General features: G+C 71.1%; 16 protein-coding genes. 7 read left to right on the plus strand and 9 right to left on the minus strand.

Annotated features, from left to right (window positions below):
• Nucleotides 1–16: 16 nt before the first annotated feature.
• Both Q9R13_RS16815 and Q9R13_RS16820 read right to left on the minus strand, forming a co-directional pair.
• Complete coding sequence (locus Q9R13_RS16815; RefSeq protein WP_310962324.1) at nucleotides 17–517, minus strand: DUF4234 domain-containing protein; 501 nt, start codon at nucleotides 515–517, stop codon at nucleotides 17–19.
• Between the two features lie 132 nt (nucleotides 518–649).
• Nucleotides 650–1987 (minus strand): MFS transporter, encoded by a 1338-nt coding sequence (locus Q9R13_RS16820; protein ID WP_310962325.1) that lies wholly within the window; start codon nucleotides 1985–1987, stop codon nucleotides 650–652.
• Between the two features lie 84 nt (nucleotides 1988–2071).
• Here Q9R13_RS16820 and Q9R13_RS16825 point away from each other — a divergent pair, with 84 nt between their 5' ends.
• Nucleotides 2072–2851 carry a GntR family transcriptional regulator gene (locus Q9R13_RS16825; protein WP_310962326.1) on the plus strand — a complete coding sequence of 260 codons (780 nt, stop codon included), beginning with the start codon at nucleotides 2072–2074 and terminating at the stop codon, nucleotides 2849–2851.
• 5 nt (nucleotides 2852–2856) lie between these two features.
• Here Q9R13_RS16825 and Q9R13_RS16830 read toward each other — a convergent pair whose 3' ends face one another.
• The gene (locus Q9R13_RS16830; RefSeq protein WP_310962327.1) at nucleotides 2857–3210 is read right to left on the minus strand and encodes a hypothetical protein; all 354 of its coding nucleotides are present in this window, start codon (nucleotides 3208–3210) and stop codon (nucleotides 2857–2859) included.
• A 1-nt stretch (nucleotide 3211) separates the two neighbouring features.
• On the opposite strand from Q9R13_RS16830, the gene Q9R13_RS16835 reads away from it, so the two are divergent.
• Nucleotides 3212–3964, plus strand: a complete 753-nt coding sequence (locus tag Q9R13_RS16835) for a copper homeostasis protein CutC (protein ID WP_310962328.1) — start codon at nucleotides 3212–3214, stop codon at nucleotides 3962–3964.
• A gap of 124 nt (nucleotides 3965–4088) precedes the next feature.
• Nucleotides 4089–5711: an alpha/beta hydrolase gene (locus tag Q9R13_RS16840; RefSeq protein ID WP_310962329.1), complete on the plus strand. Its 1623-nt coding sequence runs from the start codon at nucleotides 4089–4091 to the stop codon at nucleotides 5709–5711.
• Between the two features lie 35 nt (nucleotides 5712–5746).
• On the opposite strand, the gene Q9R13_RS16845 is transcribed toward Q9R13_RS16840, so the two are convergent.
• Entirely contained in the window at nucleotides 5747–7387 is a 1641-nt protein-coding gene (locus Q9R13_RS16845; RefSeq protein WP_310962330.1) for a DNA repair helicase XPB, read from the minus strand.
• A gap of 58 nt (nucleotides 7388–7445) precedes the next feature.
• Between Q9R13_RS16845 and Q9R13_RS16850 the strand changes: the two genes are divergently transcribed.
• Nucleotides 7446–7982, plus strand: a complete 537-nt coding sequence (locus Q9R13_RS16850; RefSeq protein WP_310962331.1) for a DinB family protein — start codon at nucleotides 7446–7448, stop codon at nucleotides 7980–7982.
• A 254-nt stretch (nucleotides 7983–8236) separates the two neighbouring features.
• On the opposite strand, the gene Q9R13_RS16855 is transcribed toward Q9R13_RS16850, so the two are convergent.
• The 3 genes from Q9R13_RS16855 to Q9R13_RS16865 form a co-directional block, all read right to left on the minus strand.
• Nucleotides 8237–10438, minus strand: coding sequence for a helicase-associated domain-containing protein (locus tag Q9R13_RS16855; protein ID WP_310962332.1), 2202 nt, complete (start codon nucleotides 10436–10438; stop codon nucleotides 8237–8239).
• A 91-nt stretch (nucleotides 10439–10529) separates the two neighbouring features.
• Nucleotides 10530–11282 carry a type 1 glutamine amidotransferase gene (locus Q9R13_RS16860; protein ID WP_310962333.1) on the minus strand — a complete coding sequence of 251 codons (753 nt, stop codon included), beginning with the start codon at nucleotides 11280–11282 and terminating at the stop codon, nucleotides 10530–10532.
• Complete coding sequence (locus Q9R13_RS16865; RefSeq protein WP_310962334.1) at nucleotides 11279–12526, minus strand: MurT ligase domain-containing protein; 1248 nt, start codon at nucleotides 12524–12526, stop codon at nucleotides 11279–11281. Before Q9R13_RS16865 ends, Q9R13_RS16860 begins: the two co-directional genes overlap by 4 nt.
• Before the next feature lie 68 nt (nucleotides 12527–12594).
• Between Q9R13_RS16865 and Q9R13_RS16870 the strand changes: the two genes are divergently transcribed.
• Entirely contained in the window at nucleotides 12595–13596 is a 1002-nt protein-coding gene (locus tag Q9R13_RS16870; RefSeq protein WP_310962335.1) for an ATP-binding cassette domain-containing protein, read from the plus strand.
• A complete protein-coding gene (locus tag Q9R13_RS16875) occupies nucleotides 13596–14405 on the plus strand; it encodes a hypothetical protein (RefSeq protein WP_310962336.1) in 810 nt (269 codons plus the stop codon). Before Q9R13_RS16870 ends, Q9R13_RS16875 begins: the two co-directional genes overlap by 1 nt.
• 20 nt (nucleotides 14406–14425) lie before the next feature.
• Here Q9R13_RS16875 and Q9R13_RS16880 read toward each other — a convergent pair whose 3' ends face one another.
• Both Q9R13_RS16880 and Q9R13_RS16885 read right to left on the minus strand, forming a co-directional pair.
• Entirely contained in the window at nucleotides 14426–14893 is a 468-nt protein-coding gene (locus tag Q9R13_RS16880) for a hypothetical protein (protein WP_310962337.1), read from the minus strand.
• Entirely contained in the window at nucleotides 14890–16992 is a 2103-nt protein-coding gene (locus tag Q9R13_RS16885) for a CARDB domain-containing protein (protein ID WP_310962338.1), read from the minus strand. Before Q9R13_RS16885 ends, Q9R13_RS16880 begins: the two co-directional genes overlap by 4 nt.
• Before the next feature lie 121 nt (nucleotides 16993–17113).
• Between Q9R13_RS16885 and Q9R13_RS16890 the strand changes: the two genes are divergently transcribed.
• Nucleotides 17114–18757: an AMP-binding protein gene (locus Q9R13_RS16890; RefSeq protein ID WP_310962339.1), complete on the plus strand. Its 1644-nt coding sequence runs from the start codon at nucleotides 17114–17116 to the stop codon at nucleotides 18755–18757.
• The last annotated feature ends 14 nt before the right edge of the window (nucleotides 18758–18771 follow it).

Here is an 18771-nt window from a genome sequence, read left to right on the forward strand (position 1 = left end):
GTGCGGCCCGCCGACCTCAGCCCTGGACGCCCACCGAACGCCAGTAGCTGTTGAGCGCGCCGTTGGTCTTCACGAACCACACGATCGGACCGACCAGGATCAGCGTGCCGAGGGTGCCCCACAACCCGGTGAGCGCCGAGACCGGCTCGGGCTGTCCCCTGCGGGCGTAGAGCCGGCCGACTTCGTAGGGAGTGAGGAACGCCATCACGATGCTCACGAAGATGCCCAGGATCAGGCCGACCGCGCCGCCGATCCCGTCGCCGGTGTGCCGCTTCATCTCCTCGTGGACGTTGTAGTACCAGAACCATCCGTAGATGCCGAGCGTCACCACGAACAGCAGCATGCAGACGCCGGTGGAGCGGATCCGACCGGTTGGGCCGGCGGCGGACGGAAGGCCGACCCCGGCGTACGTCGGCGCCGCGACCGCCGCGCCCTGGCCGAAGGCGGGGGGCGGGGGAGGTGGGGGAGGCGGGTAGTTGTGCGGCTGGTCGGCGGCCGGCGGCGTGGGATCACTCATGGCCGTCAAGGTAGGCGTCTTCGTCGATGTGGGAGGGGTTTTCACCAACCCGCGCTCCGGCCGCCACCCAGCTGCACAGGCGCAGGGCGCGGGACGCGCCGCCGGGCGACCTACCGGGCGACATCGGGACCACTACTCGGGGGTGCTGACCGCCGGGCCGGTCAGGACCATGGCTCCACGCTCGGCCATCGCATCCGTCGAGGCGTCGGTGTGTACGCCGTTGGCGCGGGCGCCGAGCTGCGGCTCCAACCGGAACAGGGCCAGCGCGGCGCATGCGGCGCAGCCCACCAGCAGCAGGACGATGTACGCCGCGCCCAGCTGGTGGCCGATCAGCCAGCCCGAGATCGGTGGCGCGACCACCGCGGGCAGCTGGAACGCGGCCGAACCGAGCGCGTTGGTGCGGCCGCGCAGCCGGTCGGTGGTCAGATCATTGGTCATCGCCGGCACGGTCGGCTGCAACAGCGTCTCGCCGAGCGCGAACACCGAGGCGCAGGCGGCGATCAGCAGCGTCGCGCCCCACGTGCCGGGCACCAGCCCGGCCGCGCCCATGCACAGCCAGGCGACCGCCCAGATCGCGGTCATCACCGCGATCACCCGGGTGCGTCGACGGCCCTCGATGCGCTGCAGCACCACCAGCTGCAGCAGCACGATCACGAAGGTGTTGGCCGCGAACGCGATGCCTAGCCCGCCCGTCGATACCTGGCCGAGGGCGCGGGCGAAGGCAGGCATTCCGGTGTTGAGCTGCGCGTAGCCGACGAAGGAGGTCAGGAAGGTCAGCGCCAGCATCGTGGGCAGAGCCGGCAGCCGCAGCACCTCCCGGTAGCTGCCGGCACCGTGGGTGGCCAGGTCGTCGCGCTCTGCGCGGCCGGCGACGTGGCGCAGCGGCACCAGCAGGAGAAAGAGCCCGGGGAGGAAGCTCGCCGCGTCGGCGAGGTAGATCGTCTGGAAGGTCCAGAGTCGATGCACGTCAAGGAAGGCTCCGCCGACCAGCCCGCCGATGCCGATGCCCAGGTTGAGCAGGCTGAAGTTCACCCCGAAGTAGCGCTGTCGGATCTCGGTCGGCACGACGTGCGCGATCATCGTCTGCGAGGCCGGCCACGAGGCGCCGAAAGCGATCCCGCCCAGCGCCATCCCGAGCGCGGCCACCCCGACGGACGAGGCGACCGACATGACCAGCTCGCCGGCGATCACGCAGATCAGCGAGCCGATCAGCACCACTCGGCCTCCGACCCGGTCGATCAGCGTCCCGCCGGGACCGACGACGAGCAGACCCGCCAGCGGCTGGAGCCCGAGGAGCACTCCGGTGACGGCCAGCGAGAAGCCGCGGACCTCGTGCAGGTAGACGACCCAGAAGGGCAGCACCAGCCCCGTCCCGACGAACTCGAACACGACGACCGAGAGCAGGAGGCGCCCCTCGCGTGGCAGGTCACGCCAAAAGGAGCTCAGCGTGGGGCGGGGTGAGGGGTTCATGGCCGGTCGAGTGTGTCACCGCCCCTTGCTCGCACGCATCGGGTTTTCCGGACCGTCGGGGTGCGGGGTCTAGGCTGGCTCGGGATGACACCCCGAAGCCGCGGGCCCGCCACCGGGCCCGAGTTGCCCGACGACACCGCCGGACGGATGCGGATGCGGCGGGGCCACAAGCACGTCGTCGTCCGCGACTACGTCCGCAGCTTCGCCGAAGGCTCAGAGCCCGGTACGCCGGCACCGTCCGAGCGCGACCTCGCCCGCCAGTTCGGGGTGGCCCGGATGACCGTCCGGCACGCCATCGACGGGCTGGTCGCTCAGGGCCTGCTCGAGCGGGTCGCCGGTCGCGGCACCTTCGTGGCCAGGCCCCAGGTCGACCTGCAGATGCGACTGTCGTCGTACACCGAGGAGATGCACCGGCGCGGCAAGCAGCCCGAGGCGCGCACGGTGATGGCCCGCCGCGAGTCCGCCGGCCCGGGGGTGGCGCGCGCGCTCGAGGTCGACGAGGGCGCTCCGGTCGTGCACTGGGAGCGGCTGCGCCTGGCCGACGGTGAGCCGATGGCGGTGCAGCACGCCTACCTGCCGCTCGAGCCGTTCGCCGCGCTCCTGGACGGGGAGCTCCCGAAGAGCCTCTACGCGTGGCTCAAGGAGCGGGATCTGATGCCCACGTGGGGCGAGGACGCCGTGCACGCCGGGGTGGCCTCGGAGGAGACGGCGGCGCAGCTCGGCCTGGAGCCCGGCGCGGCGGTGCTGCACGTCGCGCGGCGGGCGTTCTGCCGCGAGATCGCCGTCGAGGTGACCAGGTCGGTCTATCGCGCGGATCGGTACACCCTGTGGGTGCCGGTGCTCCGGCCGCCGCACGAGTCCTGACCGGGTCAGAGCTCGCCGACCGACGCCACCCGGATGCCGGCGCGCTCGCACACCCAGGCGGGGTCCGGCCCGCCGAGGTCCGGATCGACGTGCAGCGCATGCGGGTCGTCGCTGTCGCACACCGGGCACAGCGGCCAGCGTCCGCGCGTCTCCAGCAGCGCATCCTGCACGTCCTGGGCCACCAGGCCCACGACGTAGTCACGGCCCTCGGCCCACTGGGAGACCCACCAGGTCCGGTCCGAGACAGCGTCCTCGAGCAGCGACACGATCGACGGTTCGGCCACGCCGGTGGCCTCCAGATCGTGCAGCACCCGGGCGCGGGCGTGGAGCGTCGCGGATTCGGGGCCGTCTGCTGTCACGATGTCGATTGTGACTGGTCAGACCCAACCCGAGGAGCAGACGCTGCTCGAGGTCGTCGTACTCCACCCTCGCGATGCGGCCGCGGCGACCGACGGGGGCGCCGACCGGCTGCTGTTCCTGGTCGGGCCCGAGGACGTCGGACGCTCGCCCGATCCGGCCGCCGTCTCCGCCGTCGTCCGGGAGACGTCGCTGCCGGTCCGGGTGCTGTTGCGCGTCGAGGACGGGTATGCCGCGTCGGCCGAGGGGCTGCGTCGCCTCGCCGGCCTGGCCGGCGATCTGCGCCAGCTCGGGGCCGACAGCTTCAGCTTCGGCTTCCTCGATCACGACCTCGAGATCGACCGGGCCGCCTGCGCGGCCCTGGCAACCGAGGTCGGCACGGCGTGGGGCTTCCACCGTGGCTTCGACGCGGCGCTCGAGCCCGGACGCGCCTGGCGCGACGTGGTCACCCTGCCCGGCATCGACGCGGTCGCCTCGGCCGGGTCGTCGCGTGGGATGGCCATGGGCGGCGACGAGCTCACGGCGTACGCCTCGGCGCTCCCGGAGGTCGCCCGGCTGGTGCTCGCCTCCGGCGGCCTGGTGCCCGACCAGGTGCCGTGGCTGGTGCGCGCCGGCGTACGTCAGTTCGGCATCGGCGCCTCGGCTCGCCAGGACGGCTCCTGGACCAAGGCGTACGTCGACCCCGGTCGGGTTCGGGCCTGGCGGATGCTCCTCGACGATGCGCTGTCCAGGGCGCTCGGCATCCCCGTGGACTGACGGCAAGAACCGAATGTCGCGCGACACGTGCGCGAAAGGTCTTCGCGACCGCGATGGGTTGGATAGAAAGTCCTCCTGTCGCGGCGACGGGTCGCGTCCACACAGTGCGGAGGATTCCCTTTCGATGAAGCGCCTCATCATCGTCGGCATGGCCGGCGCTCTCGGGCTGAGCCTCGCGGGTACGTCCGCGGGCCAGGCAGCCCCGGCCCCGACGGGACTCGACGCAGTCGCCGTGGCGTCCTCCACGGCGCCCAGCGTCCACTGGGGCAGCTGTCCCACGGGCAGCTACGACTACGCGTCCTACGGGATCCAGTGCGGCACGTTGCGGGTGCCGCTCGACTACCGGCACCCGCACGGGCGCCAGATCACCCTGGAGGTGAGCCGGCGCAAGCACGACCCGAAGGCCGGCCCCTCCAAGGGCATCATCCTGATCAACCCCGGGGGTCCGGGCGGATCCGGCCTGATCATGCCCTACCTGCAGCAGTACGTTCCGCACAGCGTGGGGATGCGCTACGACTGGATCGGCTTCGACCCTCGCGGGGTGGGGGCGAGCAGGCCGGCGCTGCACTGCAACAGGGAGCTCTTCGGCACCGACCGTCCGTACTACGTGCCGAACAGGAAGCGCACGAAGTACTGGCTCGGCATCACCAAGCGCTACGCCCACGACTGCGCCACGTCGAAGGCGAGCCGGCTGCTGCCGCACATGACCACCGCGGACAACGCCCGTGACATGGACCGGATCCGGGCCGCGCTCGGGCAGTCGAAGATGAGCTACTACGGGTTCTCGTGGGGCACCTACCTGGGCGCGGCGTACGCCAAGCTCTTCCCGCACCGGGTCAAGCGGATGATCCTCGACGGCGTCGTCAACCCGAACCGGGTCTGGTACGGCGCGAACCTCGACCAGGACAGGGCGTTCGACCGCAACATGGACGTCTACTGGCGCTATCTGGCCAAGCACGACGACTCCTTCCACCTGGGCACGGACTGGAAGACCATCAAGACGGGCTACTACGCCGAGGTGCAGAAGCTGCGCGGTCACCCGCGAGCGGGCGGCAGGCTCGGACCTGACGAGCTCGGTGACGCGATGCTCGACGCCGGCTACTACGTCTACGACTGGGTCGACATCGGCAACGCCTACTCCGCGCTGATCAACAAGGGCGAAGGCAGGGCGCTGTTCAAGATGTACAAGTCCAGCAGCATGGGCGCCGACGCCGAGAACGGCTATGCGGTGTACGACGCCGTGCAGTGCACCGACAACCCGTGGCCGGGGTGGAAGAAGACCCGGAGCGACAGCTGGCGTGTCTACCAGAAGGCGCCGTTCCTGACCTGGGGCAACACCTGGTACAACGCGCCGTGCCTGCACTGGGGCGTCCCTGCCCAGCACCGGCTGCACATGAGCGGCAAGAGGCTCAAGCACCACGTGCTGATGATCAGCGAGACCAAGGACGCGGCGACCCCGTTCAGCGGGGCGTTGGAGCTGCGCAAGCTGTTCCCGACCGCGTCGCTGATCGCCGGCCGCAACGGCACCACCCACGCCGGCTCCCTGTCCGGTGTCGCCTGCGTGGACAACAAGATCGCGAGGTACCTCGCGAACGGGTCGGTGCCCCGCCGGGTCGCGGGCAACCGGGCGGACGTCTACTGCCCCCACGTGCCCGCGCCGCAGCCGACGAGCACCAGCACGTCCGGTCGGCGGATGCTCGACCTGCGCGCGGTCCTGATGCGGGCGCAGCAGAGCATGCTGCGCTGAGCGGAGCCGGTGGCACCGCGGCGCCGAGGACCTGCTCAGGCAGGCAGGTCCTCGGCGTCCACGATCCGATAGGCGTAGCCCTGCTCGGCAAGGAAGCGCTGCCGGTTCTGGGCGAAGTCGGCGTCCACGGTGTCGCGGGACACGATGGCGTAGAAGCGGGCCGTCCGGCCGTCCCGTTTGGGTCGCAGCAGCCGTCCCAGCCGCTGGGCCTCCTCCTGTCGGGAGCCGAAGCTGCCGGAGACCTGGATCGCCACCGCGGCCTCGGGCAGGTCGACGGAGAAGTTCGCGACCTTGCTGACCACCAGGAGGTCGATCTCGCCGTCGCGGAACTGCTGGAACAGCTCCTCACGCTCCCTGACCGGGGTACCGCCCTTGATCACCGGAGCCCCCAGGTGGTCGCCGAGCTCGTCGAGCTGGTCGAGGTACTGCCCGATCACCAGGGTCGGCTCGCCACGGTGCTGCTCGACGAGCTGCTCGGCCACCTTGCTCTTGGCGAACGTGCACGACGCCAGCCGGTAGCGCTCCTCGGGCTCGGCGGTCGCATAGGCGATCCGCTCACCCTCCGGCATGGTGACCCGCACCTCGACGCAGTCCGCTGGCGCGATCCAGCCCTGGGCCTCGATGTCCTTCCAGGGCGCGTCGTACCGCTTGGGGCCGATCAGGCTGAACACGTCGCCCTCCCGCCCGTCCTCCCGCACGAGCGTGGCGGTCAGGCCGATCCGTCGACGGGCCTGCAGGTTCGCGGTCATCCGGAAGATGGGCGCGGGCAGCAGGTGCACCTCGTCGTACACGATCAGGCCCCAGTCCCGCGCGTCGAGCAGTTCGAGGTGGGAGTAGACGCCCTTCCGGCGCGTGGTCAGCACCTGGTAGGTCGCGATCGTGACCGGCCGGACCTCCTTGCGGGAGCCGGAGTACTCGCCGATCTCGTCCTCGGTCAGGTTCGTGCGTTGGAGCAGCTCGTGCTTCCACTGCCGGGCGCTGACGGTGTTGGTGACCAGGATCAGCGTGGTCGCCCTCGCCTGGGCCATCGCCGCGGCGCCCACCAGGGTCTTGCCGGCGCCGCAGGGGAGTACGACGACTCCGGACCCGCCGTGCCAGAACGACTCCACGGCCTGGCGTTGGTAGTCGCGCAGCGCCCAGCCGTCCTCGACGAGGTCGATGGCGTGCGCCTCGCCGTCGACGTACCCGGCGAGGTCCTCGGCCGGCCAGCCGAGCTTGAGCAGCGCCTGCTTGAGGTTGCCGCGCTCGCTGGGGTGCACCGCGACCGCGTCCGGGTCGATCCTGGCGCCGAGCATCCCGGCGATCTTCTTCGCACGCACCACTTCCTCGAGGACTGCGCGGTCGGTGGTCGACAGCACCAGCCCGTGGACCGGGTGCTTCTCCAGCCGGAGCCGGCCGTAGCGGGCCATCGTCTCGGCGATGTCGACCAGCAGGGCGTGGGGTACGGCGTACCGGCTGAAGGTCAGCAGCACGTCGACCACCTGCTCGGCGTCGTGGCCGGCGGCCCGGGCGTTCCACAGGCCGAGCGGGGTCAACCGATAGGTGTGGATGTGCTCGGGTGACCGCTCGAGCTCGGCGAACGGCGCGATCGCCTTGCGGCAGGCATCGGCGAGTTCGTGGTCGACCTCGAGCAGCAGCGTCTTGTCCGACTGGACGATCAGGGGGCCGTCGCTCACTGCTTGAGTGTAGGAGGCGAGCCGAAAGGACTGGACGACGATGGCAGGCTGGGGGTCCATGAGCGGAATGTGGATGCCCTGGGACGACGATCCCCGCAACACCGGACGCCAGCCGGTCGGCGAGCGCGAGGTGCTCTTGGACTATCTCGCGCACTATCGCACGACGTTGGAGCTGAAGTGCGAGGGTCTCGATGCCGAGCAGCTCGCCCAGCAGTCGGTGCCGCCGTCGAACATGTCCCTGCTCGGCCTGGTCCGGCACATGGCCCGGGTGGAGCACAGCTGGTTCCGCCGGGTGATGGAGCACCAGCCCGATCTGCCGCTGCTCTATCGCAGCAAGGAGGACCCAGACCTCGACTTCAACGGCGCCGTACCCGACGAGGCCTGTGTCGCCGATGCCTGGTCGACCTGGCGCGCCGAGGTGGCACACGCCGAGGAGTTCGTCGCCGGCGCGCAGTCGCTCGACATCGAAGGCTCACACCGCGACGGCCCGATCACGCTGCGCGAGCTGCTGGTGCACATGATCGAGGAGTACGCCCGCCACTGCGGCCACGCCGACCTCCTCCGCGAGTGCATCGACGGCCGCACCGGCCAGTAGCCGCCCGCCCCCGCCCCGCCCCGCCCTGCCCGCGAGTGGTCCCATATTGCGCGCGAGTGGTCTGTCATTGCGCGCGAGTGGTCCCATATTGCTCGCGAGGTGTCTGATATGACGCGCGAGTGGTCGCATCTGGCGGCGTCAGGCATCGCAATTCCTGGCCACTCGGCGGGCAATATGAGACCACTCGCGCGTCGTACGGGACCACTCGCGCGGCATTTTCGACGTCTCGCGAGCAATTTGGGACCACTCGGCGGTCAGGTGATCGCGGCGGTGGTGATCCGATGCAGGGCGAACTCGCGGTCGTCGTCGGTGCGCTCGTCGTACGCCGAGAGCCGGCCGCCCTCGACCTGTCGGGGGGTGACCAGGCGCTCGGCGACCGTCCCGTCGGATCCCACATAGGCGATCAGCACGGTGTCGCCGGACTCGACGGCCGTGCGGAGCAGGGACACGACGTCGGCGGGGGAGCTGACCGGCGCCCGGGCCGGGCGGGAGGCGGCGGCGCGGTCGCCGGCGCGGATGGCCGCGATGACGGCCGCTGTCCGAGCACCGGCTCGCGCCTCCCCCGCGGCGGGCGACCGGCCCCGCGGCACCTTCGCCCGGAAGACGTCGGGACGGGCCACCCGCACGGTGCCGTCCGGCGCCTCCACCACGGGGGCCAGACCGAGGTCGCGGATCCGGGGCAGCAGCGTGTCGAGGGGTACGTCGGAGACCAGCACCGTCGGGGCCAGCCGGCGCAGTCGCAACCCGGCCGCGTCCCGGTGGTGCAGCAGCTCGGTCAGTGCGGTCTCGTCGTCGGAGCGCAGGAACGACTCCGCGTGCCCGGCCCGCAGGACGCCGAACCGCCGGGAGACGTCGTCGACGAGATAGCTCAGCGCCTGGGGGACCGGCGTCCGCGAGACCGACCCGACGAAGTCGTGCACCTCGGTCGCCGACCAGCCGGCATCGAAGGCACGGCGCACCGATCCTGCGGTGAACCGGTAGACCGTCGCGCCGCCCCGTGACTCGATGTCGGCCAGCAGCGCCAGCCGGCGAGCCAGCTCCGACTCCAGCGGCCCGGGTGCGACCGCGGTCAGGTCCGCCTGGACGAGCACATGGTCGACCGGCGCCGGCAACAGCGCGGCAAGCACCTTGGAGGGGTCGCTGCCGGCAAGCAGGATCCGACCCTGGTCGGACATGCCACCGCGGCCGGTGACGCCGAGTACCGCCGCTTCGGTGACCACCGACTCGATCGCGCTGCGCCGGCTGGCGGGCTGGCGGGGCTGCTGCCAGCGCAGCCGGTCGAGCAGGCTCGGCAGACCGGTGCCGGCGGCCAGCACGTCGCCGGGCGGCAGGGCCGCGAGCGCAGCCAGGACGGTACGGCGCAGCGTCGGCAGCCAGCTGCGCTCCAGCCCCTCGCCGAGCGCGTTGACCGGCTTGTCGGCCCGGCGACTGCCCACCAGTGAGACCAGCCGCGGGTTGCCCAGCCAGGCGGTGGCAAGCCGGGTCCACCGTTGGGCGGGCTCGGCGGCCAGCCACGCGTCGTACCGCTCAGTGGGCAGCCAGGCCGCATCACTGTCGTCGGTCATCCCCACCGCGAGCAGGCCGGCTGCGGCCGCGGTCTCGACGACGAGCGCGGTCTCCGCGGGTTCCAGGTGAAGCAGGGTGGCGGTGGCCCGCAGGTCTCGTACGCCGAGGCCGCCACCGCGCAGCGCCCCCGGCGGATGGGTGCCCCACCGGTCGAGCAGCACCTCGGTGCGGCGGACCACCTCGAAGGCCGCGCCGGCCGCACTCCGGTCGACCAGCGCCGGCTCGGCCCTCGACACCGCCAGGTCCGGGATCGCGTCCACCGGCTCGCGGGTGGAGCGGCCGCCGCGCTGCACCAGCCGGACCGACCACGGCAGGGTGACGTGCCGGGCGTCCCGCGGCGCCAGCAGGCCGCGCACCAGGAGTTGCTCGGTCGGCGTGCTCGCGGAGTCCCTGGTCAGCCGGGCCGGTACGGCGTCGACGGTGCCGTCTGCCCCGGTCTGGTCGAGGTGCTCGACGATCGCGCGAGCCCGGTCGTCGACCTCCGCGAGCAGCTGCGGCACCCGCTCGACAGGTGGGCCCTCCGGGACGGCGAGCAGCTCGGCCGCCGCGGTCACCGCCCGCAGCCCGTGCCCGTCGTCCCACACCAGCAACCGCGCCCGCAGCACGTCGAGCGCCGCGTCGACGCGGGTCGCATTGACGACCCCGGCCAGCTCGGCGACCGGTACCGGCCCAAGGGTGGCCACCGCCTCGAGAACGGTCAGCTGGAACAGGTCCAGGTGGTCCAGGGCACGCTGCACCGAGGCCCGAGTGGCGGCCCGGGCGGCGAGCTGGGCCGAGTCGTGCGGGGCAGGGACCGTCAGGTCCGGCCGGGCTTCCAGGAGCGCCGCGAGCTGCTCGCCGGACCAGCTGCGCAGCTGGTCGGCGAGGGTACGGAACGCTCCGGTGGACATCCGCACGATTCTACGGCCGGGGAGAGTGCGCCCACCCCGGGCGCCTTCCTCACCGGCCGGCCCTCACCGGCTGATCTTCACTGACACACCCTCACTGGCAGGGTTCGAGCAGCCTCCGCAGCAGGCCTCGGCGGTCGGCGGCCCGCAGCCGCTCGCGGCGCAGCCGCTCCACTGCGGGGTCGACCCAGTCACCCAGGGGCGAGCCCAGGGCGCCCTCGAGGAGGTGATCGGCCAGGTCGGGGTTGCGGGCCAGCACCGGCCCGTGCAGGTAGGTGCCGAGGACCCCGAGCTGCCGGGCGCCCTCGTTGCCGGCGTGACCGTTGCCGACCCCGCCGAAGACCTCGCCCAGGGGTACGGCGTCCGGGCCGAGCCGGGCGTCGCCCTGGTGATTCTCGTAGCCGGTGATCAGCCCCCAGCGGTCGTCGTACGGGCGGGCCACCACCTCGCCGACGGCACGGGATCCCGGCAACCGGCCGCACTCCACGTCCAGCACACCGAGCCCTGCGTGCGTGCGACCGTCCGGCCCGGTATAGCCCTGGGAGAGCAGCTGGAATCCGGCACACACCGCGAGACAGCAGGCGCCGGACCGCAGCGCCCGGACGAAGGCGTGCTGCTCGGCGAGCAGCTCACCGGCCACCAGCATGCTGGCGTCCTCGCCACCGCCCAGCAGGTAGATGTCGGCCTCCGCGGGGACCGGCTCCCCGGCACCGACCCGGAGCACCCGGACGCGATGCCCACGGGCCCGCGCACGGTGCGCCAGTGCCATCGCGTTGCCCCGGTCGCCGTACAGCCCGAGCAGCTCGGGGTAGACGAGGACCACGTCGAGCGCGTCCGGGGTGGTCACGCCGCGAGCTCCCGGAACGCGTCGCGGAAGGCGGTGTAGTTGGCGACCAGGTCGACCGGCCCGGCGGGGAGCCGGTGCAGGGCGCCGTCCAGCCGCTCGAACTGGCCGACCTGCGGCACACAGTCGACGAGCAGCCGGACCGACATATCGCTGCCCCGACGTCCGAACACCGCCACCGGACGATGCCTCAGCGCGGCGAAGTTCACGTCGTAGAGCCACGAGGGGTCGCGCCCGTCGACCCCCTCGGCGTTGAAGCCCAGCACGACCGGCCGCTGCGAGGCGCCGATCATCCGCAGGGCGCTCTGCCAGCCGGCCGGGTTCTTCGCCAGCAGCAGCCGGACCTGGTGGTCGCCCCGGGTGAACACGGCGTACCTGCCCGAGACCTGCTCGAGGCCGGCGAGACTGCGAGCGCCCTCGGCGACCGGCACTCCCGCAGCGGTGGCGGTCGCGAGCGCCATCGCCGCGTTGGCCAGGTTCACCGGGCCGGGCAGGTCCAACGTGACGGCCAGCGGGTGCCCGTGCCACGCAACCTCCGAGCCGCGCGCCGTCCAGGTCGGCTCCGGGCGGGCGAGCCCGCACCGGCAGGACCAGTGGTCACGATCGCGACGGAGCAGCGCGCCGCACGCCGGGCAGACCACGGCGTCGTGCTGCCAGGACTGGCCCGCGCCGACCCAGATCTGTCGCTGCGCCGCCGACGCCGCCCACACCACCGCAGGATCGTCGGCGTTGGCCACCACCAGTGGCACCTCGGCGAGAGCGGAGCGCCAAGCGGCAGCCAGGCCCTGCACCTCCGGGTGCCGGTCCAGCTGGTCACGGCTGAGGTTCAACAGCACGGCGATCGCGGGTCGAGTACGGCGGACCGCCCAGGGCAGCCAGCCCTCGTCAGTCTCGAGCACCGCGTGGCTGCCCACGTCTGCGAGCGCGGTGACCAGGCCCGGTCCGGTGTTCGCGCCGTCCAGGTTGCTCGTCGTCGGGTAGCGGCCCGCCAGAGCGCTGCGCAGCATCGCCGTCGTCGTCGACTTGCCGTTGGTGCCGCTGACCAGCACCACCGTCCGGTCGCGGGACAGCCGCTCGGGCGCGTCCGGCACCATCCGCAGCACCACGCGTCCACCGATGACCCCGCCACCGCCGCCGGCGAGGCGCCGCGACAGCCAGGCCGCCGAGCGTCCGGCGGTCAGCGCCGTGCGCAGCCGTGCGTCGAAGGGGCTCGGGGCCGGGTGGGGGACGAGGATCGGTGCTTCCATGCCGACAGCAGACCGCGGGTCCGTGACGTCAGGCTGATCGATATGTGACGGGCAGGTGAGGGGAACCTGTGAACTACATCCGGGCCGACCGCCGCTCTGATTGGATGCTCGGCATGGCACTGGTCGAGGCGCGGGGACTTGCGAAGAACTACGGAGGCAAGCCCGCGGTCAACGACCTGTCCTTCGAGGTGAGACCGGGGTCGGTCACCGGCTTCCTCGGGCCGAACGGCGCCGGCAAGTCGACGACGATGCGGTTGATGCTCGGCCTGGACAGCGGCGCCGGTACGACGACCTTCGACGGCCGACCGTTCACGTCGCTGACCCAGCCGATGCGTCATGTCGGCGCGTTGCTCGAGGCCAAGCCGTTCCACCCCACCCGCAAGGCTCGCAACCACCTGCGGATGCTGGCCGCGGCCAACCGGATCCCGGTCAGCCGGGTGGACGCGGTGCTCGACCAGCTCGGCCTCGCAGAGGTCGCCCAGAAGAAGCCACGGACGTTCTCCCTCGGCATGGGGCAGCGGCTGGGCCTGGCGGCGGCGCTGCTCGGCGACCCGCACACCCTGATCCTCGACGAGCCTGCCAACGGCCTCGACCCCCAGGGGATCCAGTGGATGCGCCAGCTGCTCAGACACCTCGCCGGCGAGGGGCGGTCGGTGTTCGTCTCCAGTCACCTGCTCTCGGAGATGGCCCTGATGGCCGACGAGCTCGTGGTGATCGGTCGTGGCCGGCTGATCGCCAGCGGTCCGGTCGCGGACTTCCTCAAGACCTCGCGCGGCAACGCCGTACTCGTCCGCACGCCGCAGGCCACCGAGCTCGCCGGTCTCCTCACCGGCCGTGCCGGCGTGCATGTCAGCGGTGGGACCGGCGAGCTGCGCGTCACCGGCGCGACCACCCAGGAGATCGGGGACCTCGCCTTCGAGCACCGGATCCGGCTGCATGAGCTGGCCGCCCAGACCGCGACCTTGGAGGAGGCGTTCCTGGAGGCGACCTCCGGCTCCGAGGAGTTCCAGGCCCACGAGGTCCACCAGGCGACATCTGCCGGCACCACACCGGGAAGCGAGTCTCGCTGATGAGGGATGCTCTCGCCTACGAGCTGGTCCGGATCCGCACCATCCGGTCGACCTGGTGGCTGACCGGCACCGCCATCGTGATCGGTCTGGCGATCACCACCCTGATGAGCTGGGCGATCGGGCACGACTTCGGCCAGCACGGCACGTCAGCCGACGACCTGAGGGGACTCGGCCCGATCGTGGTGACCCAGCTCGCCGCCACCGGACAGCTGCCCAGCCTGGTCGCCTTCCTGATGGCGATGGTCGGGATCTTCGCGTGGGGGCACGAGTACCGCCACGGCATGATCCGGGCGTCGCTGACCGCGTTGGACTCGCGGACCGCGTTCTGGATCGCCAAGTACGCCGTGTGCGTGGCGTGGGCGGTGGCCGTCTCGCTGGTCACCATGCTGCTCGCGGGGCTGATCGCGACCGCGTTCCTGCACGACTACGTGACGATCTTCTCCGGCCAGACCTGGGGCGTGATCGGCCGCCAGCTGGTCTACGTGGTGATCCTGACCTGCCTCGGGATGGCGTTCACCTCGCTGACCCGCTCACAGGCGTTCGCGCTGGTGACGCTGTTCTTGTGGCCGCTGCTGATCGAGTCGATCATCTCGCTGATCTTCCACCTCGTCCCTGGTCTGCGGGACCACTCCGAGGTGACCCGGTTCCTCCCGTTCGGCGCCGGCCGGCGGCTGGTGGACGTCCTCGACCACGGGCACTCCACCTTCGGCGACCCGCTGTCCGCGCTGGGTGGCGGGATCATCTTCGGGCTGGTCGCGGTGGTGCTGATGGCCGCGTCGTACCTGCTCTTCCAACGGCGCGACGCCTGAGCCTCACCGCGGTGTCGGCTTCACTTCGGCGCGGCGAGCACCTGCACCACGGTCTGCCTCGGACAGGTCGCCGACTCCCGGATGGCCCATCGACCGTGGAAGCCGTTGCCTGTCCAGTTCGCCTCGGCGTCGTGCGACTCGGTCTCGCCGTTGGTGACCTTGAAGCCGGCGCGTTGGGCGGGACCATTCAGCGCGGCGAGCACCTGCTTGAACGGCAGCAAGGTCACCCCGGAGACGATCACGCCGTCAGCGCCCCTGTCCTCCGCGTGATAGACGACTGTCCGGGGTGGGAACGGGAACTCCTGCGGGAACCGGGCCGGGTACGACGAGATGGGCTTCGCGTCCGCGACGCAGACCGAGGTGTCGGCCCCCGCATCGATCTCGTGGTGGGCGTCGTCGCTTTCAGAGTGGCTCCCACAGCCGGTGAGCACGACGGCCAGGGCGACCGATAGGACAGGCCACCACAGCCACCACAGCCGCCGCGTCACTGGGTGACTACCTGGACCTGCTTGTTGTCCGACTCGTCGGACTCGGTGACCAGGTTCAGCGGGTCGACCACGGCGGTTACCGTGTGGCCACCGCCGGTCGCCTTCCACCTGAAGGTCAGGGTGGTGGACCTGCCCGGGTCGAGCGAGGTGCCGACATCGCCGACAGGCTTGCGGTTGTCGAGGACTTGAACGTCGAATGCGTCGACCGGCTGGTTCCCGGAGTTCGTCACCCCGACCTTCGCCACGAACTGCCCCGATTGGTCGGACACGTTCAGAGAGCTCAGGGTGAGGTTCGTGGTCGGGTCGTACTGGGAGAACAGGGGCATGCCGCTGCTCTGCCGGGCGATCGTCGCATAGGCGGCTTGGGCGTCGGCGGGCCCGGCGCCGCTGGTCTCGCTCGCGTCGGTCACACAGGTCTTGATGCACCCGTCGGCGTACGCGACCTCGATGTGCCCGGTCCTATCGACCGTGGCGTCGATGAAGTCCAGCAGGTTGCGGTCGCTGCCGCAGGTGGTCCCACCGGTACAGATCGAGCCGCGCTGCACCGGGTCGTTGGGAGTCGCGTCCGAGGTCTGCCAGGTCTTGCCGCCGTCGTAGGTGGTGGCCACGTAGAGGTGCCACACCCCGTCGAAGTTGGCGGCGTCCTGGTAGTTGCCGTCGGTGGGTGTCCCGATGAAGGCCAGCGCCGCCCTGTCGTCGTCGCCGGCAACCATCGCCGGGAACACGGCGTTGTTGATCCCGAACTCGGTCCCCACATGCTGCGGGGTCGACCAGGTCTCGCCGCGGTCGTGGCTGACCGCGACCGCGGGCCGGCCGTCGGAGCCGACGTATCCGAAGTACGTGGTGCCATTGGCGCCGATGCCCACCGAGGGGTCGGCGTCACTGGTCGAGCTGCCCGGCACCTTGTGGACCGTCCAGCTGGAGCCGTCGTCGGTGGAGGTCACCACCGCCGCGTTGTTGCCGCACCCCTTGTTGGGCAGGTAGGCGGTGCCGTCCGGGGCGACCTTCACGTGCCCGTGCAGGCCGCCGCAGTCGAGCAGGCTGTAGGTGGACACGCCAGGACCGAAGGTGGTCCCGCCGTCTCGTGAGGTGGCACAGAACGCCGTTGCGATGTCCTGGCTGCAGTAGTAGACCGCGTTCGGGTAGGTGGAGGTCGGCAGCGCACCCACCCCGCCAGCGCTGAAGGGGCCGCCACCGATGGTCTGGTGGTCGACGCCGCTGGGGATGCCACCGCCTTGCGAGGGGAACCAGGTCGCACCGTCGTCGTCGGTCCAGCAGGTCAGCGAGTCCTGGCCGGAGAGCTGGGACTCGAAGGTCCGGCCGGTGGCGTGGTCGGTGAACAGGATCGGGTCCAGCGACGTCGTGCCGCCCTGGGGGCAGCCGTTCGACGCGGTCGCGCTCACGTCGCTCCAGGCGGCCCGTGCGGGGGACACGCTGTCGTCGAAGTCGACCTTGTATGTCGAGAGGTAGGACTGGAAGAGGGTGGCGTCCGACTTCCAGTTGGTGCCGATCGACGGTTCCCCGGCGTTGTTGGCGTCGGTGAAGGACGACGGCGCGGTGTAGTTGTGGAACCCCGGAGGCGTGTCGGTGCCTGGCGGGGAATCGGCCGGCGTCGCGACCAGCGCGGCCGTGGCGGAGTAGGACTCACCGAGGGGCGCGAACGGGACGACCCGGACGGTGTAGGTGCCGGTGGTCGGCGGCAGCACGACCTCCTCGGGGTCCGCGCTCGAGGCCGCCGTCCCGACCAGGTTGCCGCTCGCATCGAGCACGTAGACATCGAAGTCCGCGGCACTATTGGTCCATGAGACGTCGATCTTCAACTCATGGCCGGTGTCGTAGCCGGCCGGCGTCGACACGTGCAGAGTGAAGTCGTCACAGGACTGTGGCACCGAGCAGTCCGGGGTGCCGTTGACCTGCGCGGTGACGTTGGCGGCCACGAAAGGCCCCCCACCCCAGCTGGTCACGGTGCCGGTGTCGGACACGGAGCCCTCTTCCGGAGTGCTCGCCTGTGCGGCGGTGATGGCGAGGGTGGCTGCCGTGACAGCGCCGATCGCCAGTGCCAGTGCGCGCGTGGCGCGCCGAGTTGAAGCAGGAAACATGCCCGAGTCCTTCCGTTTCCCCTGTGTCCCCGTCCCAGGCCACAACGACGACCCCACCGTGAGGTCACGGTCGTGTCCGAAGGGTGCCCGGACCCGGGGGCCCAGGAGTAACTTTCGCGTCATGGAGTCCTATGCAGCCGGTGAGACCGAGCCCGCCCTTCTCGAGGCGACCATCGGGGCCAACTTCGAGCGCGCCGTCGCGGCGTACGGCGGCAGCGAGGCGCTGGTCGAGTGCGCCACCGGCCGACGCTGGACCTACACCGAGCTGGACCGGGCCGTCGACGACGTCGCCCGGGGGCTGATCGCCGCCGGTCTGCGCAAGGGTGACCGGGTCGGGATGTGGGCGCCCAACTGCGCCGAGTGGACGATCACCCAGTACGCGACGGCAAAGATCGGCGCGATCCTGGTCAACGTCAACCCCTCGTACCGCACCCACGAGTTCTCCTACGCGGTTAACCAGTCGGGCATGCGGATGTTGGTCAGCGCCTCGGCGTTCAAGACCAGCGACTACCGCAAGATGGTCGAGGACACCTCCGCGGAGACCCCGAACCTCGAGCGCGTGGTGTTCTGCGACACCGACGACTGGGCGGCGCTCATCGAGGAGGGAAGGGGGCTGGCCGAGGACGCGGTCGCGGAACGGATGGCGCAGCTGGCGCCCGATGAGCCGATCAACATCCAGTACACCTCCGGCACCACCGGCTACCCCAAGGGCGCCACCTTGAGCCACCGCAACATCTTGAACAACGGCTACAACGTGACCGGTCTGATGGGCTTCACCGACGCCGACCGACTTGCGATCGCGGTGCCGTTCTACCACTGCTTCGGCATGGTGATGGGCAACCTGGGCTGCACCTCGCGGGGCGCGACCATGGTCATCCCCGCGCCGGGCTTCGACCCCGAGCTGACGCTGCGTGCGGTCGAGGATGAGAAGTGCACCGCGGTGTACGGCGTGCCGACGATGTTCATCGCTATGCAGAACCACCCGAAGTTCGCCGACTTCGACCTGTCGACGCTGCGCACCGGTTGCATGGCCGGTTCGCTGTGCCCGGTGGATGCGATGAAGCGCTGCATCGACGATATGAACATGGGCGAGGTGTGCATCGCCTACGGGATGACCGAGACCTCACCGGTGTCCACCCAGACCAGGGTCGACGACGACCTCGACCGGCGTACCGCCACCGTCGGTCGCGTGCACCCGCACGTGGAGATCAAGGTCGTCGACCCGGCCGGCGGGGAGACGGTCGAGCGCGGCGAGGCCGGCGAGTTCTGCACCCGCGGCTACAGCGTGATGCTGGGCTACTGGCCCCTCGACGCCGAGGAGGGCCGCGAGAAGACCCGGGAGGCCATCGACGCGGATGGCTGGATGCACACCGGCGACCTCGCGGTGATGCGCGAGGACGGCTACTGCACGATCGTCGGCCGGATCAAGGACATGGTGATCCGCGGTGGGGAGAACATCTACCCCAGCGAGGTCGAGGCCTTCCTGTACAGCCACCCCGACGTCGAGGACGTGTCTGTGATCGGGGTCCCCGACGAGAAGTACGGCGAGGAGTTGTGCGCCTGGGTGCGGATGCGTGCGGGTGCCGAGCCGCTGGACGCGGACCGGGTCCGGGAGTTCGCCATCGGCAAGATCGCGCACTACAAGATCCCGCGCTACGTGATGGTGGTCGAGGAGTTCCCGATGACGGTGACCGGGAAGATCCGCAAGGTGCAGATGCGCGAGGAGTCCACGGCCGCGCTCGGGCTGACCGCGCCTGCCTCCTGAGGCGCTGCGAATAT

This window comes from Nocardioides marmorisolisilvae, assembly GCF_031656915.1.
Taxonomy (GTDB): Bacteria; Actinomycetota; Actinomycetes; order Propionibacteriales; family Nocardioidaceae; genus Marmoricola; species Marmoricola terrisoli.

Excerpts from the sequence above, each read along its gene's own strand:
- Q9R13_RS16815 (WP_310962324.1), bottom strand. The coding sequence starts at position 517 with ATGAGTGATCCCACGCCGCCGGCCGCCGACCAGCCGCACAACTACCCG.
- Q9R13_RS16820 (WP_310962325.1), bottom strand. The coding sequence starts at position 1,987 with ATGAACCCCTCACCCCGCCCCACGCTGAGCTCCTTTTGGCGTGACCTG.
- Q9R13_RS16825 (WP_310962326.1), top strand. The coding sequence starts at position 2,072 with ATGACACCCCGAAGCCGCGGGCCCGCCACCGGGCCCGAGTTGCCCGAC.
- Q9R13_RS16835 (WP_310962328.1), top strand. The coding sequence starts at position 3,212 with ATGTCGATTGTGACTGGTCAGACCCAACCCGAGGAGCAGACGCTGCTC.
- Q9R13_RS16840 (WP_310962329.1), top strand. The coding sequence starts at position 4,089 with ATGAAGCGCCTCATCATCGTCGGCATGGCCGGCGCTCTCGGGCTGAGC.
- Q9R13_RS16850 (WP_310962331.1), top strand. The coding sequence starts at position 7,446 with ATGAGCGGAATGTGGATGCCCTGGGACGACGATCCCCGCAACACCGGA.
- Q9R13_RS16855 (WP_310962332.1), bottom strand. The coding sequence starts at position 10,438 with ATGTCCACCGGAGCGTTCCGTACCCTCGCCGACCAGCTGCGCAGCTGG.
- Q9R13_RS16865 (WP_310962334.1), bottom strand. The coding sequence starts at position 12,526 with ATGGAAGCACCGATCCTCGTCCCCCACCCGGCCCCGAGCCCCTTCGAC.
- Q9R13_RS16875 (WP_310962336.1), top strand. The coding sequence starts at position 13,596 with ATGAGGGATGCTCTCGCCTACGAGCTGGTCCGGATCCGCACCATCCGG.
- Q9R13_RS16885 (WP_310962338.1), bottom strand. The coding sequence starts at position 16,992 with ATGTTTCCTGCTTCAACTCGGCGCGCCACGCGCGCACTGGCACTGGCG.
- Q9R13_RS16890 (WP_310962339.1), top strand. The coding sequence starts at position 17,114 with ATGGAGTCCTATGCAGCCGGTGAGACCGAGCCCGCCCTTCTCGAGGCG.